Origin of the sequence: Pseudohaliea rubra DSM 19751 (assembly GCF_000764025.1) — a bacterium.
Taxonomy (GTDB): domain Bacteria; phylum Pseudomonadota; class Gammaproteobacteria; order Pseudomonadales; family Halieaceae; genus Pseudohaliea; species Pseudohaliea rubra.
Genome location: NZ_KN234755.1, coordinates 41,919 through 57,519, shown reverse-complemented (window position 1 = coordinate 57,519; position 15,601 = coordinate 41,919). Strand labels below are relative to the sequence as shown.

9 protein-coding genes are annotated in these 15,601 nt (G+C 59.5%); 4 read left to right on the top strand and 5 right to left on the bottom strand.

The annotated features are described in order from the left end of the window. Positions 1 to 6 precede the first annotated feature (6 nt). The 4 genes from HRUBRA_RS14915 to HRUBRA_RS06050 all read right to left on the bottom strand — a co-directional run bounded on the left by HRUBRA_RS14915 (position 7) and on the right by HRUBRA_RS06050 (position 9,248). On the bottom strand, positions 7 to 4,503 hold the full coding sequence (locus tag HRUBRA_RS14915; RefSeq protein ID WP_084592494.1) for a hybrid sensor histidine kinase/response regulator: 4,497 nt from the start codon (positions 4,501 to 4,503) through the stop codon (positions 7 to 9). Between the two features lie 129 nt (positions 4,504 to 4,632). After that, positions 4,633 to 5,253, bottom strand: coding sequence for a hypothetical protein (locus HRUBRA_RS15555; protein ID WP_035515516.1), 621 nt, complete (start codon positions 5,251 to 5,253; stop codon positions 4,633 to 4,635). Positions 5,254 to 5,456: 203 nt separating this feature from the next. After that, complete coding sequence (locus HRUBRA_RS06055; protein WP_052094452.1) at positions 5,457 to 7,430, bottom strand: S8 family peptidase; 1,974 nt, start codon at positions 7,428 to 7,430, stop codon at positions 5,457 to 5,459. Positions 7,431 to 7,439: 9 nt separating this feature from the next. After that, entirely contained in the window at positions 7,440 to 9,248 is a 1,809-nt protein-coding gene (locus tag HRUBRA_RS06050) for a putative bifunctional diguanylate cyclase/phosphodiesterase (RefSeq protein ID WP_035515450.1), read from the bottom strand. A 163-nt stretch (positions 9,249 to 9,411) separates the two neighbouring features. On the opposite strand from HRUBRA_RS06050, the gene nadA reads away from it, so the two are divergent. After that, positions 9,412 to 10,476: a quinolinate synthase NadA gene (gene nadA / locus HRUBRA_RS06045; protein ID WP_035515448.1), complete on the top strand. Its 1,065-nt coding sequence runs from the start codon at positions 9,412 to 9,414 to the stop codon at positions 10,474 to 10,476. 40 nt (positions 10,477 to 10,516) lie between these two features. Here nadA and HRUBRA_RS06040 read toward each other — a convergent pair whose 3' ends face one another. Further along, positions 10,517 to 11,971, bottom strand: a complete 1,455-nt coding sequence (locus tag HRUBRA_RS06040) for a M48 family metalloprotease (RefSeq protein ID WP_035515445.1) — start codon at positions 11,969 to 11,971, stop codon at positions 10,517 to 10,519. Positions 11,972 to 12,196: 225 nt separating this feature from the next. Here HRUBRA_RS06040 and HRUBRA_RS06035 point away from each other — a divergent pair, with 225 nt between their 5' ends. The 3 genes from HRUBRA_RS06035 to HRUBRA_RS06025 all read left to right on the top strand — a co-directional run bounded on the left by HRUBRA_RS06035 (position 12,197) and on the right by HRUBRA_RS06025 (position 15,601). Beyond that, positions 12,197 to 12,430 (top strand): sulfurtransferase TusA family protein, encoded by a 234-nt coding sequence (locus HRUBRA_RS06035; RefSeq protein WP_035515443.1) that lies wholly within the window; start codon positions 12,197 to 12,199, stop codon positions 12,428 to 12,430. Between the two features lie 28 nt (positions 12,431 to 12,458). Further along, positions 12,459 to 14,423: an acyltransferase family protein gene (locus HRUBRA_RS14645; protein ID WP_052094450.1), complete on the top strand. Its 1,965-nt coding sequence runs from the start codon at positions 12,459 to 12,461 to the stop codon at positions 14,421 to 14,423. Positions 14,424 to 14,524: 101 nt separating this feature from the next. Then, a complete protein-coding gene (locus tag HRUBRA_RS06025; RefSeq protein ID WP_035515441.1) occupies positions 14,525 to 15,601 on the top strand; it encodes an AI-2E family transporter in 1,077 nt (358 codons plus the stop codon).

Genomic DNA, 15,601 nt, shown 5'->3' with positions numbered 1-15,601 from the left:
GTGCGTTTACCGAAAAGAAATTTTCTCGGCTGCCTTCATGAAAGACATGAACGCACATTTTATGCTCTCGTGTTGCTTTTCGAAGTCCGAAACCCAACCGGCCTTGGCCTCCTCTTCAAGTCTTTGTGCTATTTCTCTAACGAGAATAGCACCCATATTAGCGCTCATCGATTTGATGGCATGTGCAATCGTTGCAACATTAGCCGCATTCATGGAAGTTGTCTCCGCATCAAGCTCGAACAACTTCTGTTGCATTTGATCGTGATAACCCTCTAAGAGGCTTTCCAGGAGTTTACTATTAGAAGTCTGAGCGGCGAGGCGTCGCAAGCCATCAATTACTGTATCGTCTATTTCTGTGCCTGAGTCCACAAAAAAAGGCGATAACTGTTGACTCTCTGTTTCTTTGTATGGATGGCCGCCCGTGAGCATAGGGGGCCCAAATTCATCAAGTATCAGAATGATGTCTGCTTGCTTAAATGGCTTTTGTAGAAGTTTGTCCATGCCGGCCTTCTGACACTGGACTATGTCTTCCTTGCTACCCCCGGCAGTAAGGGCAATGATCGGGATGTGCGAGCCAATTGGTTCGCTTTTTCTGATTGCTCTCGTGGCGGCGTAGCCGTCCATGATAGGCATTTGACAGTCCATCAAGACCAAATCGTAGGCCCCAATTGCAAACAAATCCACGGCTTCTTTCCCGCTCGCCGCAATATCAAAAGTGCAGGACGCCGCGTGTAGGAACTCGCCAATAATCATTTGATTCACCGGCATATCTTCCGCGACGAGAATATGAGCCCTTGCGACGATAGAATTTACCGCAGGCTTGGTCGTAGGCTCAGGTTGTGGGGAAGAATCAAGATTGCCTGTTGCTTCACCGATAAAGGCTTTTATTTCGTTATTCACTGCCGGTAAATGAATCGCTTGCAGCCCCTTGTCCAGGGCAAGCGCAACCTCCTTCGCAGAAAAGCTATAGTAAACAATCGACTTGAAGCGGGAAGTCATGCCTGAGGTTTGTGCCGCGCGTTCAGGCGTGTTGTAGGTGATCGGGACGAATGCAACTCGCTTTATGCCGCTCTGAGGTTCATCAGCATCGCCTACATAAGGCGCTATCATGCCCGATTGATGATCAATGGTCGTAACAGATAGGACGCGTAGATGTGAGTCCAGCATTTTAGTTATCAGCTCGTCATCCGAAAATATCGTGCATTGGAGCGCTGGTTCCTGGTTGAATGTGAGCTCCTGAGTGCCTTTAGTACTGTTAATTGGTAGAACGAGAGCAACTCTGGAGCCCACGCCGGGGGTCGATTTTACTTGTATCTCCCCGCCCATCAGCTCTGCATACTTCCTTGAGATGGTAAGACCTAAGCCTGATCCACCGAAGCGCCGTGTCGTGCTGGCGTCAGCCTGCGTGTACGATTCGAAGACCTTTGCTTGCGTTGTTTCGTCCATACCAATGCCGTCATCATCGACTGCAATGCATACACGGTAAATTCCTTCTGGCGTAATCGGTTGAGTGATTTTTTGCGAAACCCGTACTGCTCCGTCCTCGGTAAATTTTATCGCATTCCCAACTAAGTTCGTGACGATCTGTCGAATTCTAGTGGGGTCGCCCAAGTAGTCTCTTGGCCCTTCCGGATCGCAAGTGTTATAAACGCGAATGCCCTTCCGAAAAGCTACTTCGGATTGGAGGCGACACACATCGTCGATGAGGGCTACCAGGTCAAAACGTGTAATCTCAAGCTCTGTTTTATCGGCCTCGAGTTTTGAGTGGTCAAGGATGTCGTTAATTAGTTGGAGTAGAGATTCCCCGCTTTGCTTAGCTGTCTCAGCGAAGCGACGCTGTGACGGCGTGAGCTTTGAGCTTAGAAGAAGTTCGGACATTCCGATAATCCCATGCATGGGAGTACGGATTTCGTGTGTCATGGTCGCCAAGAACTGTGACTTTGCTTTATTCGCCTCTTCAGCGACCGTTGTCGCCTCTTCTAATTCCAGAGTTCGCTCTCGGACTTTATTCTCCAGTTCCATTCTTCTCGCTTCTGCCCGTCTCGCTCGCGAAGTAAGAAATCCTATGGCGATCAGTACGGCCGTCGTCGCTAGCGTTGCGTAAATTATGTAAGCAGCCTTGCTGAGCCATGGTGGCGGAGCGACGATAATGTCGATTTGTTTCGCGTCCCAGTTCCAGGTCCCGGCCGCATTGGCCGCAGCGAGTCGCAAACGGTACTCGCCTGCCGGCAATGTCGTGAAGGAAGCCTTTTTCGCATCTCTCGAGATAACCCAGTCTGGTGATATACCCTCAAGCTTGTAGGCATAGAGTATACTTTCGGGTGACGAAAAGTCGGCTGCGAAAAATTCGACTGTAAACATTCTGTCTGTGTAATCGAGATGGAGCGCAGAGACCTCATTGAACGGCTCCTGCAAGTTTGCCGGTTGATTCATGACGCGAATTTCGGCAATGGACACCTGAGGACTTGGAGCTGAGTCGGGTACGTTAGCAGGGGTGATTCTGTTGAAGCCTCTGGGGCCACCGAAGTAAATGTGGCCTTCTTTGTCGCTGAAGGCTGCGCCCATATTGAATTCCGAATCTTGTAGGCCGTCTACTTCTCGAAAGTGACGAACATCAAGGGAGCTCGGGTTAAATCTAGTCACCCCCTTGTTGTGGCTAAGCCAGAGATTTCCTTTACTGTCTTCTTGGATTCCGAAGATAGAACTGCTGGGTAGGGATATGTTTTCCGAATAATGCTCAAACTGTGGTGCATTCGCCTCTATGCGATTTTTTCGCCACAAATTCAGACCGCCACCATTGGTGCCAAGCCAGAGGTTGCCCGTTCGGTCCTCATGAAGGCTCCACACCATGTTGCTTGACAGGCTGCTGGTATTCCCATTCTCGGCATAGTATCGTTGGAAATCCCGTGTCTTGAGGTCAAGGAGATTTAGGCCGTTTTCTGTGCCTATCCAAACTGCCCCACGGGAATCTTCGAGTAATGCTAAAACATTGTTGCTGCTGATCGATGTGCGGTTTGATGGTTCATGCAGGTAGACGGTCGCGTGTTGGGATTCCGGATCAAAAACCGATAAGCCGCCTTGATACGTCCCAACAATTAAGTGGCCGGTAGAAGCTCTTAGGATGGATGTTATTCCGTCTGAAGCGAGGGCTCGAGGGGTGCTCTGAGACGCGCGAATTTTTGTAAGTTCTTTGGTCTTCAGGTTGTACTTGTTGAGCCCTCCTGCGTAAGTTCCGATCCACAGTGTTTCGTCCTCTCCGAATAGCGACATGACGGCGCTGTCCGATAAGCTTGGATTTGTGAATGTATTTAGCCAGTTGAACCTTTCGCTATTCTGGCTAAGCTGGTTTAATCCGTCATCCGTCCCCACCCAGATGGATCCATCTCCAGTGGTGGCAAACGCGTTCACTGAAGGGTTAGAGAGTCCGAAATTCTCTGGGGTATATTTGCTGAAATAAGACCGTCTCGCCTTCGTGAGCCCGAAAAAAGTGCCCACCCAGTAGGTGCCGTCGCGAGTCTGAGTAATTGAGGTAATCCTGGCGGCTGGCAGGGCGCTGTCCTCATTGCTGTAGAGTTGAAGGTTGGTTCGACTCTCGTCGAGCACGGCTAAACCGGAGTTAGTCCCAATCCATAGGTTCGACTGATCATCAAAAAAAATGTCGTAGATGGTATTCGAGGGGAGCCGCGTTGTGGCCGTTCTAGTATTGTATTGCTGAAATTTCCCGCTTGATGTGTTGAGCATAAAGAGCCCACTGTTTAATGTGCCAACCCAGATCTCTTCGCCATGGAGGGCTATGTGAGTAGGCTGTGCGGGCTTGGTTGCTTGGCGGTCGGATGTCTGCAGCGTTTGTTGGCGTTCAATTTCCAGGCTATCGCTGATTTGGAGAAGGCCCGCTTCTGTAGTCGATACCCAGATTTCTCCCTGGGAGCTTTCGGCGAAACTTGTTACTAGCCCTAGAGAACGATCGAGGTCCCGATCGCCAATTAGATGTTTGTAACTGTTGCTTTGCAGGTCAAGGTAGCTGATGGCCCCCTCGTACCCAATCCAGATTTTCCCTTTAGAATCCGCAAAAACTGCGTAAACGTCATTAGATACCAGGCTTTCAGGTTCATTTGAAGAAAGGAAAGTTTCGAAGACTCTCTTTTTAGGGTTGAAACGGTTTAATCCCCCATTGATCGTGGCTACCCATATGCTGCCATCAGAGGATTCAGTTATGCTCGTAACAGCATCTGAAGATATGCTCCCCTGTGCTGATGGTGAATGGCGGTATGTGATGAGAGTGTGGCCGTTATATCTGTTCAGGCCTTCTTGGGTGGCAATCCAAAGCTCTCCAGTTTTGGACTGAAGTAGGTCAGATACGGAGCTCTGCGTGAGGTCGTCGGAGACTTCAGCTATTTGAAAATGATATTGGGTTGGTGGCTCGTCGGCCGAGTTTGCTCCAGGCGATGTCAGTAGAACTGCGAGGAATAGAGTGGCTCTAATGGATTGCAGTAGCTGAAGCATCGTTGTAACACGCTGGTCTGTACTGCGAGTTTAGCAGATGCAAGCGGAGTATGGGCAAAACAAAAAAAGCCAGTGCCTACAGGCGCTGGCTTTTCTAGCTTATTATTCCTGCAGCTTGGTACGTTGGTGTTATCGAATGCCCCACTTGTAGCCGGCCTGGTCAGCGTTGGATCGGATCCCCCACTTATAGCCGGCTTGGTCAGCGTTGGACCGGATGCCCCACTTGTAGCCGGCCTGGTCAGCGTCGGATCGGATCCCCCACTTGTAGCCAGCTTGGTCAGCGTTGGATCGGATCCCCCACTTGTAGCCAGCCTGGTCAGCGTCGGACCGGATCCCCCACTTGTAGCCAGCCTGGTCAGCGTTGGATCGGATCCCCCACTTGTAGCCAGCCTGATCAGAGTTGGTACGAATGCCCCACTTGTAACCAGCTTCGTGAGCAGCGACAGCTCCCCTGCTGTCTGCAGTCGCGCTATGCTGTATCGGGCTTGCGCGATTCCACTTGTAGCCGGAAGCGATATGAGTGTTTGAACGACTTTGCGTAATCTCAAGACTGCTACCTTGAGGACCAGAGGTCCCAGTCCACTTGTAACCCGCCGTGGTCTTAGGGCTGCTCTGATAGAGCATGGTCTTGGCGACTTCAATGCGGAGGCTGCCGATCTCTTGATTGATTTCAGCGTTGGTTGCCACTGCGGTAAGCGCTGCACCGATGCTGAGTGTGGCGAATGCCGTTTCTCTTACCAGTTTCTTCATAATCTCACGCCTACCTTCGTCGTCGAATTTGCTTTACCAGCACCGGCGTTCCCGGCGTCTGACCTTTGAATTGATCTCCGAGAAGATCGTTTCCGTTGCGTACGACTTGAAGTTAGGCGCGGGGCCGGAATTGATGAAGGCGGTGTGCTACCCCCTTTGGGGTAGATGAGGTTATCTGGGCGGTTGCAATGCAGAGGTGCGTGCTACTCGGGCGTGCGAGACAGTTGCTCCATTCTGGCTTTCTCCTCGAGATAGAGGCTGTGCCAATCGAAGGGAAGCTGCGGGTCCTCGGGAGTACCCGGCTCACTCATGCCGTGCTGCGGTCTTTCGATATGGGCTTTTATACCCCACCGGCGGCTCTCGCTGTGTCCTTTCTCCGGGGGTTCGGGAGTCACCATCTGTTCGAGACCGGGTAGTGTCGGGGAGCCATCTTCCGCCAGGACGGCAGGGCCCTCGAAATGATCTTCGCCAGCGATATCGGTCTTGAGATTGAGCCCCGCATTCCCGCAGCCGGTATCGCCCAGGGTAAGCGCGCGCTGGATGCTGATTGCGCCTGCTCCCTGCTCGAAGGGGGAGTAGCTTAGCCTGCCGTCGGCACTGATGGCAGGGTTGGCGGACGACATGAACTTACATTTCACATCGTCCGGTGTCAGTTCCGGTTCGACTTCCAGGAGCAGGGCGACCAGGCCGGAAACGAGCGCAGCGGCCTGGGAGGTTCCGGTCATCACGAAGTCACCGTTCGCAAGCTGGTACTCCGGGAATTCCTGCGTCAGCGTGGAGCCGGGGCGGGTCAGGCCGGCCATGTGTCCCCCGGGGGCGACGAGGTCCGGTTTGATGTGCGCACTTGGCGTGGGGCCGCGGGATGAAAAGTCGGGTAGATAATCGTCGTCGGGGTCGTGGACGGTCCAGGAGTCCGTGATGGCGCCTACAGTGAGCAGGTACGGGAGGTTCCCCGGGGAGCCAACGGTCATCGCGTCGGGCCCTTCGTTGCCAGCGGCGGCGACGGCGACGATGCCGGCGTCCCAGGCGCGCATCAGGGCCTGATTGATGGGGTCCTGCCAGTAGGGCCAGCGTGGCTTTGCCGCGAACGATAGGTTGATTACGCGTATCCCATAGGTCTCCCGGTGGTCGACGATCCACTGTACGCCACGCACGATATCCAGCAGGTCGCCCTGGCCTTCACGGCTGAAGGCCTTTACCACCACGAGCCGCGCATCCGGTGCAATGCCGCGCCAGGCTCCGGGAGTGGCTTCAGCCCGGGTGACGGGGCGGCTCTGGGCAAGAATGCTGGTCATGTGGCTGCCGTGACCGCTCTCGTCAAAGGCGATGCTGACTTCTTCGCCGGCGATGGCGTCGTAGCTTGCGAGGACGCGGGGCTCGCCCTGCGTGTCCCGGGTCAGCCTTGGGTCGTCCCAGAGCCCAGAGTCCAGCACGGCCACGGTGACGCCGGCCCCTGTGATGCCGTGGCGGTGCAGCAGGTCTGCTCCGGCAACGGTGCTGTAGTAGCTGTCTCCGTCGTTGTCATCGTAGCCCGGAATTAGCTCGACGGCGCATTCATCGGCAAAGGTTGCGGTGAGGTTCAGGTGGCGCTGGTGCAGCTCACCTGACGGCCAGGGGCGTGAAAACTCGAGTTGCAAGGTCGCCGCGGCGCCGCCGGCGAGGGGGAGGGCATCGGCCGCGAGCAGGGTCGCTCCCTGTCTGCTGCCATCCAGGGTTGCTGTCAGTGCCCGGCCGGCGAAGCTGGCCCTGTCGAGTTCGCCCAGGGTCTCGGGCCAGGCGAGCGTCACGGTTTCCAGCCCGGCGCTGTCTTTCCCCTTGTTGAAGAGGCGCCACCGTACTACGTGCCCATCGATATCAAGCTCCAGGCCGGCGCCGAGCTGACAAGCTGGCGGGGGTGCTTCCGGTTCCTTGCGGTCCAGATCGTCGATAATGCGATGCACCCCCGCGGCGCCGCGGAGCTGATCCACCTGGGCTGGCGTCAACCGCGCGCCGATGGCGTCGATGATGGGGAGGAAGTGGGTAAGCTCTCCGCCGACGGCAAGTACCTGCTCCCGGAGCGTTTCCGCCGCTTCGCCCTGGAGCATGACGGAGGCGGGCTGGCCGTGGGCCACCGCAGCGAGGAAACAGAGCGTGGGGGCGCCGAGACTTCGGAGCAGCCCGTTGATGTTGCCTCCCATGTGCGGTGATCAGTCCCTCAGGGCGTCGGCGATATCCTGGGCGTAAACGTGGCGCAGGGCGTCGGGCACGTCCTCGGGATAAAGCGGTCGGGCGAAAAAGAAGCCCTGCAGCAGGTCGCAGTGCTGCGCTGCCAGATGCCTGAGCTGGTCGCGGGTCTCGATACCCTCGGCGATGGAGCGCAGGTTCAGGGTCTTGGCCAGAACGATGATGGCGTCGACGATGGCAACACCATCGTGGCTCGACATGTCGGCCACGAAGCTCTGATCGATCTTCAGGGTGCGGATGGGGAAGCGTTTAAGGTAACTGAGGGAAGAGTAGCCGGTGCCAAAATCGTCCACCGCAAGATCGAGCCCCAGCTCGTTGAGCTGGCGCAGTTTGTCGATGTTGGTCTTGGCGTCCGTCATGATCGCGCTTTCTGTCAGCTCCAGCTCGAGCCGGGAGGGTCTCAGCCCCGAGTGTTCCAGGAAGTAGCGTACACGCTCCACCAAGTCCGGCTGGTTGAACTGGAGCGGCGAGATATTCACGCAAACGCGGAAGTCATCGAGGCCCAGCGTTTCCCAGAAGGTGCAGTGCCTCGCTACCTCGGACAGTACCCACTCGCCGAGTTCGATGATCTGGCCGGTCCGCTCCGCCACGGGGATGAAATCCCCAGGTGAAATCAGCCCGCGCACAGGGTGTTTCCAGCGCACGAGCGCCTCGAGGCTGACGACCCGGCCGGTGGTGGTATCGACCTGGGGCTGATAGCGCAGCTCAAGCTGCCCCTCCCGCATGGCCTCGCGGAGATCTTCTTCGAGCTTCAGCTGTTCGACGGAGCGTGCGTTCATGGCTTCGTTATAGAAGCGGAAGCAGGCACGGCCGTCGGCCTTTGCCGCGTACATGGCCGTGTCGGCGTTGCGCACGAGGCTGTCAGCGTCGAGCCCGTCCTGCGGGTACATGGCAATACCGATGCTCGGGGTCACTACCGGGTTGTGCGAGTGCAGGGAAATCGGTTCCGACAGTGTCTGGATGATCCGCTGCGCTACGCTTTCCACGTCCCGCATGTCGCGAACGTCCGAGAGAACGACGGTGAACTCGTCGCCGCCCAGCCGGGCGATCTCTGTGTTGCGGTCCCTCTCGTCCACAGCACCCGCATTACTGTCGGAGAGGTAGTTGATGGCATCGTCTTCGCGAAGCTCGCGGGCGAGGCGCTTGGCAATCTCCACCAGCAGCCGATCACCGCGTCCGTGGCCGATGGAGTCGTTGATGCGCTTGAAGTTGTCGAGGTCGATGAACAGCAGTGCGGCGCTATGATCGAGGCGCTGCGCGCGCTTGAGGATTCGGGTGAGCTGCTCGTTGAAGCTGCGTCGGTTGGGCAGGTTGGTGAGTGGGTCGTAGTAGGCCAGGTAGCGCAGGCGGTCTTCCTGACGCTTCAGACTGTTGAGGGCGTTGCTCGCGCGCAGCATGTACTGCACATCGCGGCCGAGCAGGGACCAGTTGACCGGCTTGGTCTTGTACTGGGTCGCGCCTGCTTCGAAGCCTTCATCGATGGATTTACGATCGTCGGACCCGGTGACGATCATGATAGGGATATTCTCGCCCTGGGGCATCTCGCGGATGCGACGGCATACTTCCAGCCCCGACAGCCCTGGCATTTCTACGTCCAGAAAAATAAGATCCGGTCGCTCCCGGAGGAAGGCGTCCAGTGCCTGCTGGCCGTCAGCCGCCTCGACAACGGTCATGCCTTCGGCTTCGAGGCACTGGCGCGTCAGCAGGCGCACGTTCATATCGTCGTCGCTGACCAGAATCTTTGCCTTCGGTTGGGCCGAGGCAGGTGTCACTTTCGCTTGCGGCTGCGAAGTCATGGCGTGCGCGTGTGACAGACGTTGCGCAGAGGCTATCACCGATGGGCGCCCTTGCCTAGCGCAAGTAACCCGGCCGTGGGGGAGACGGTGTCAGCTGTGATAAAATAGCGGTTTCCATCGTATGACTGGCAAACCCCCCATGAGCCTTGCATCCGAAAAGCTGGAAGCGATCCGCCTCCAGGTGCAGCATCATCTCGACCGTGCTGAAGCCGAGGAGCTGACCCCTGCAGAAGAGTCGGACCTGGTCGTCCGCATCAAGGCCGATCTCGAGCGGCACAATGCGGTGATCGTTGCCCATTACTACACGTCGCCGAAGATTCAGGCGCTTGCCGAGGAGACGGGCGGCTGCGTGTCCGATTCGCTGGAAATGGCCCGCTTCGGCCATGATCACCCGGCCCGCACCCTTGTGGTCTGCGGAGTTCGCTTTATGGGTGAAACCGCCAAGATCCTCACGCCTGGCAAGCGGGTGCTCATGCCTACGCTTGAGGCCACCTGCTCCCTGGATATCGGCTGCCCTGCGGATGAGTTCTCGGCCTTCTGCGACGCGCACCCGGATCGGGAAGTGGTGGTCTACGCCAACACCTCGGCGGCGGTGAAGGCCCGGGCGGACTGGGTGGTTACCTCGAGCATCGCTCTCAAGGTCGCCGAATACCTCGCAGACCAGGGCAGGAAAATCCTCTGGGCACCGGACAAGCATCTGGGCGACTACGTCCGTCGTGAAACGGGCGCCGATATACTCATGTGGGACGGCGCCTGCATCGTGCATGAGGAGTTCAAGGCCCGCGGTCTGGCCGATCTCAAGAAGGTCTATCCGGAGGCAGCGGTACTGGTGCACCCGGAGTCCCCGGCGGCGGTGGTGGAGATGGCAGACCGTGTCGGCTCCACAACCCAGATTATCAACGCGGCGAGAGACATGCCCAACGAGCGCTTCATCGTTGCCACAGACCAGGGGATTTTCTACAAGCTCCAGCAGCAGGCGCCGGACAAAGAGTTCATCATTGCACCCACCGCAGGAAAGGGCGCCACCTGCCGGAGCTGTGCGCATTGCCCATGGATGGCCATGAACGAACTCGGCAACCTCGCCACCGTCTTCGACCGGGCTGACAACGAGATACACGTGGATCCGGCGATCAGCGAGCGCGCGATGGTGCCTCTGCGGCGCATGCTCGAGTTTTCCGCGGAGTTGCGCCGGTCCGAGGCTTAGGCGCCTGGCACCCGGCCGTGGTCCCCAAGACGGCTGCAGGCTAGGACTCGAGTTGCTCCTTCATCTGCAGGACGTCCTTCAGGCGCTCGTTGATGCGGGCATTGGTCGTGTAGTCGCTGTTAACACTGCGCAGCGCGTAGCGTAGCTGTTTCTCGGCCTCGCCGAGCCCGCCGTTGAGGATAAAGTATTCGGCCCGTGACTGGTGCAGCCCCACGATGTTGCCCGCCAGTCCCTGCACTTCCGCCAGCAAATACCACAGGTAGGGATCGTCGGGGCGCTGTTTGCTCTGCGCCTCGAGCACCTGCTCGGCAATATGGGGTTGTTCGTTCTTGAGCAGGGCGCGGGCGTAGGCCATGACCAGCGGGTGGTTGTCCGGAGAGAGCTCGAGCCGTGCGGAGAGTTTATGCACCGCTTTTTCCGGCCGGTTTCGGGCCAGATCGATTTCTGCGTCGGCGAGGAGGTATTCCAGCCGCTCCCGGTCACCGGCCCAGATTGTGTCGAGCTCCAGGGCGGCCTCGTCGGTGCGCCCGGCATCGGTGAGTGCCAGCACCAGGCCGTAGCGAGCGGCGGTCTGCGAGCGCGGTGCTCCGTCGAGTTCGCTGCGGAACTTGCGCAGGGCTTCTTCGGGCGTCTCTGCCAGCTGGTTCACGACCCGGGCGCGCATGAGCTGGTAGGTGAGGTCGGATGCGCGGATCTGCTTTGGATACTGGCGGGCGCGGTTGCGCGTGTCCGCGATGCGGTTTTCTGACAGCGGGTGGGTGCGCAGGAATTCCGGAACGCGGTTGCCGGTGGCGTAGCGCGAGGCCTGCAGCATGCGCTCAAACATGCTCGGGGCGGCATGCGGGTCCATGCCGGCGGCGACGAGGGTCTGCATGCCAACCCGGTCCGCCTCGGCCTCATTGCCGCGGCTATAGCGCAACGCCGAGCCCTGAGCGGCCGCCTGCGACGCACTGAGGGCGGCCATTCCGGCATCGCCTCCCACGGCCGCCATCAGCACGAAGCTGGCGAGCATCGTTGCCAGCGTCAGTGGCTGCTGCTTTTTCTGGAACTCCACCCGGCGCGAAAAATGGCGCTGGCTGAGGTGAGCGATCTCGTGGGCAAGGACCGTGGCCAGTTCATCCTCGCTCTGGGCGTAAAGAAGGAGGCCGTTGTGTACCCCGATCACGCCGCCGGGCACAGCAAAGGCGTTGATCGTGGGGTTGTCGACGATGACCAGGTCAACCCGGCGATCCTTGAGCTGGCTGTGGTTGACGAGGCGGAAGACCAGGCCTTCAAGGTAGTCGAAGAGGAGGGGGTCATTCACCGTGGGCACCTGCCCCCGGAAGATACGCAGCCAGGTCCGCCCCAGCTGATACTCGTACTCAGCTGAAAAAAGGCTGGTGCTCGACTCGCCGAGGTTGGGCAGCTTGAGGTCCTCCACGGCAGCCACGGGGGCAGCGGCCAGCACCAGGGCGAGCAGGGCAGCGGTTATGGCTTGGAAGCGGTGGCGTGGCATAGCGTTCAACCTGGTTTACGGATGCCCATAGTCTGCCCGGGCAGCTTGACGTATTCTACGCGACGAGGCCCTGACCGTATTGCCAGACGGGCCCGTGCGTCGAGTTAGGCGGCCGTGGGCGGAAAAAGTTCGGCGCTTCGAAGGTTTCCGAAGCGGCTGCGATCGGATGCCCCCGGAAGTTCAGGATGAACCAAAAGCACCCCGGCCTACGGAGGAAGCCACCCTATGCTCGAGTCCGCCGACAGTGAGGTCGACGCGCGCGATCTGCGCTGTCCCATGCCGCTTTTGAAGGCCAAGCGCGCCTTGAATGCGCTCGCGCCGGGGCAGCTTCTGGCGGTGCTGGCGACGGACAGCGGTTCCGTGCGCGATTTTGCCGTCTTCTGCGAGCAGAGCGGCCATGAGCTTCTTCTCAGCGAGGAGCGGGACGGCATCTACCGCTACCTGCTGCGCAAGGTTTGAGGCCCGTTACACCCTCGGTCCCTGACAGGTGATCTACCGTCCGGAAATCGATGGCTTGCGGGCCGTCGCGGTTGCCGCGGTGGTGCTCTTCCATCTCGGTATCGCACCCCTGGCCGGGGGCTTCGTCGGGGTGGATGTCTTTTTCGTGATCTCCGGCTACCTGATCACCCGGCTCATCCTCGCCCGGGTCGATAGCGGCACGTTCTCTCTGGCCGGTTTTTATCTGCGGCGTATCCGTCGTCTCCTGCCTCCGCTTCTGGCCACGGTGGCTGCCACCTTCGTGGCCGCCGCTCTGATCCTCAACCCGTATGACTTCGCTCCCTTTGCGCGCTCCGCCCTCGGTGCGATGGTCAGCGTGTCGAATATCGTGTTTTATGCCGAGGCCGGCTACTGGGACGCGGATTCCGAGCTGAAGCCGCTGCTGCACACCTGGTCCCTCGGCGTTGAGGAGCAGTTCTACCTGGCCTGGCCGGCGCTCCTGCTACTCCTCTGGCGGCTGCGCGGACGGTTGCGGCTCGGTGCGGCGCTTGCTGGTCTGACCGTGGCTGGCGCCGCCATCACCATCTGGTTTACGGGTGTCGATGCCTCTGCCGCCTTCTTTTTGTCGCCCTTCCGAGTGTTCCAGTTCGCTGCTGGCGCCATGCTGCCTTTTTTTCTTGGTACTGGCCTCGGGAAGCGTCTCGGGGCGAGGCCTGGCGTGGTCCGGGCCGCTCTGGCGGCGGGGCTTGCGCTGATCCTCGCGAGCACCCTCGCTCTGGACGCCGACACGCTTTATCCGGGCTGGGCCGCGCTGCTGCCGACGCTGGGCGCTGCCCTGGCGCTGCTAGGCGCTACGGCGCCGGCTGCAGGCGGGCCGCTTCATGCTGCCTTGCGCCATTCGCTGGCCACCTGGCTCGGCAAGGTGTCCTACGCCCTGTATCTCGTGCACTGGCCCGTGGTGGCGCTCTACCGCTACCGGACCGGTAGCCATCTGGTTCCGGCAGAGCAGCTCGCGCTGGTTTCCCTGATGATGCTCCTGGCCTGGCTGCTGCATGCGGGTGTTGAGCGGCGCTTTTATTCCCGCGCGGGCGACCCCGGACCCCGGGTCCGCCTGTCTGATGGCCGCTTCGCCCTGGTTATTGCCGGCCTGGTCGTGGTGCTGGCCCTGCCCGCGCTGCATGCCTGGCAGGGGGATGGCTGGGCCTGGCGCTTTCCCCGTCAGCAGCTCACCGCAGAAGCCATCAAGGCCGGTGAGCAGCGCCGTTTCCTCGATACGCGCAAGGCCTGCAACCTGGGTCTGGGTACTGACGACGCCTGCGCCATGGCGCCGATCCAGGTGCTGGTACTCGGTAACTCTCACGAGGTGGATGGCTACAACTTCCTCCGCGCCGTCTACGAGGATGACCCCGGTGTTGCGCTCGTGCTCTTCGGAGGCACCCAGGATTGCGGCCGGCTTCGGGTGGAAGCGGGGGTTGTGCGCGCCCAGTACCCGGCGTGCACGGCGCGTTTCGCGCGGCTGGGGACGCCGGAAGTGGCACAGCGCTTCCAGGTCGTTGCGGTCTCGGCCTCGAACCGAGCCTTCTCGCGGATCGCGGAGCCTTTTCTGGTGGCGGTCAGAGCCCTGCGCGAGGCCAATCCCGGGCTTCGGGTCATGACCTTCGGCAGCTACATGAAGACTCGGGTTCCCTGCGCTCGTCTCATCAACGAGACGGGCAGCAGTGCGGCGTGCGGCCGGCCGGAAAACCTCGACTATTTCGAGACGAACCCGGCGCGAGACCGGCTTTTCGAGCCTTTCATGGCGGTAACAGACCTCTACGTGGACCGCATTGATCTGCTTTGCGCTGCGCGACGTCCGGAGCGCTGCCCCACTGAAACCCCGGACGGCGTGCCGGCGTTTTATGACAAGCACCACCACTCGCGGGCCTTCGCCCGCTACACCGGCGAGCGCTTTGCCGAGCTCCATCCGGACCCGGTCCGCGAGCTGCTCGGGCTGGGGTCGCCGGCCGTCCGCTAGGCGGGAAAGAACCTCCGGCGTATACATCCGGCCGCGGGCTCGGGCATGATATCCGGGTCCGGCGGGGTGGCCCGCGGCGTGCTCAGGGAGCTGATCTTCCGATGATGGAAGTCTTTACGAAATGGTACCGGCGCTATCTGCAGGAGGAGGAATCCATTCTGCTGCTGCTGCTGCTCCTCGTCGGAACCGTGCTGCTGGTGACCATCGGCGATATCCTTGCGCCGGTACTGGCCGCCATCGTTCTCGCCTACCTGGTGCAGGGTGTGGCCAACGTGCTACAGCGCTCCGGGCTTCCGCAGTGGCTGGGCTTTACGCTGGCTTTCATCATCTTCATAGGCGCTTTTTTTGGCGTGATCCTCGGCCTCCTGCCGCTGGTCTGGCGCCAGCTCGTGGGGCTCGCGGGCGAGGTGCCTCGCATGCTTGAGCAGGGGCGGCAGTTGCTGGCGGTCCTGCCGACCCAGTACCCGGACCTGTTCAGTCAGCAGCAGCTCAATCAGGTCGTGGCCGCCGCCCAGGTGGAAGTCGCCGGTTTCGGCCAGCGCCTGGTAACCCGGACCCTCGCCGGTATTCCCGGGTTTCTGACGGTGACCGTATACCTGGTGCTCATCCCCATTATGGTGTTCTTTCTGCTGAAAGACCGGCAGCTGATCTCGGACTGGCTCACCAGCTTCCTGCCATCGCGCCGCCCCCTCCTGACCCGGATCTGGGCGGAGATGAACGTACAGTTCTCCAATTACGCCCGGGGCAAAATGGTGGAGATCATCATTGTCGGTGCTGTCAGCTACGTGGCTTTTACCTGGCTGGGCCTCAACTACGCCGCCCTGCTCGCCCTGCTCGTCGGTCTGTCCGTGATCATCCCCTACATCGGTGCCTTTCTGATCACCATCCCGATCCTCATGGTCGCCTTTTTCCAGTGGGGCATCAGCGGGGAATTTTATGTGGTGATGGTTGTCTACATCGCCATTCAGATACTCGATGGCAACATGCTGGTGCCGCTGCTCTTTTCCGAGGCGGTGAACCTTCATCCAATTGCCATCATTATCGCCGTACTGTTCTTCGGCGGAATCTGGGGCCTGTGGGGTGTGTTTTTCGCGATCCCTCTGGCCACGCTGATCAAAGCCGTCATCAATGCCTGGCCCACCCGGGAAGTTGAACCGGAAGTCATAGAAGGAGACTGA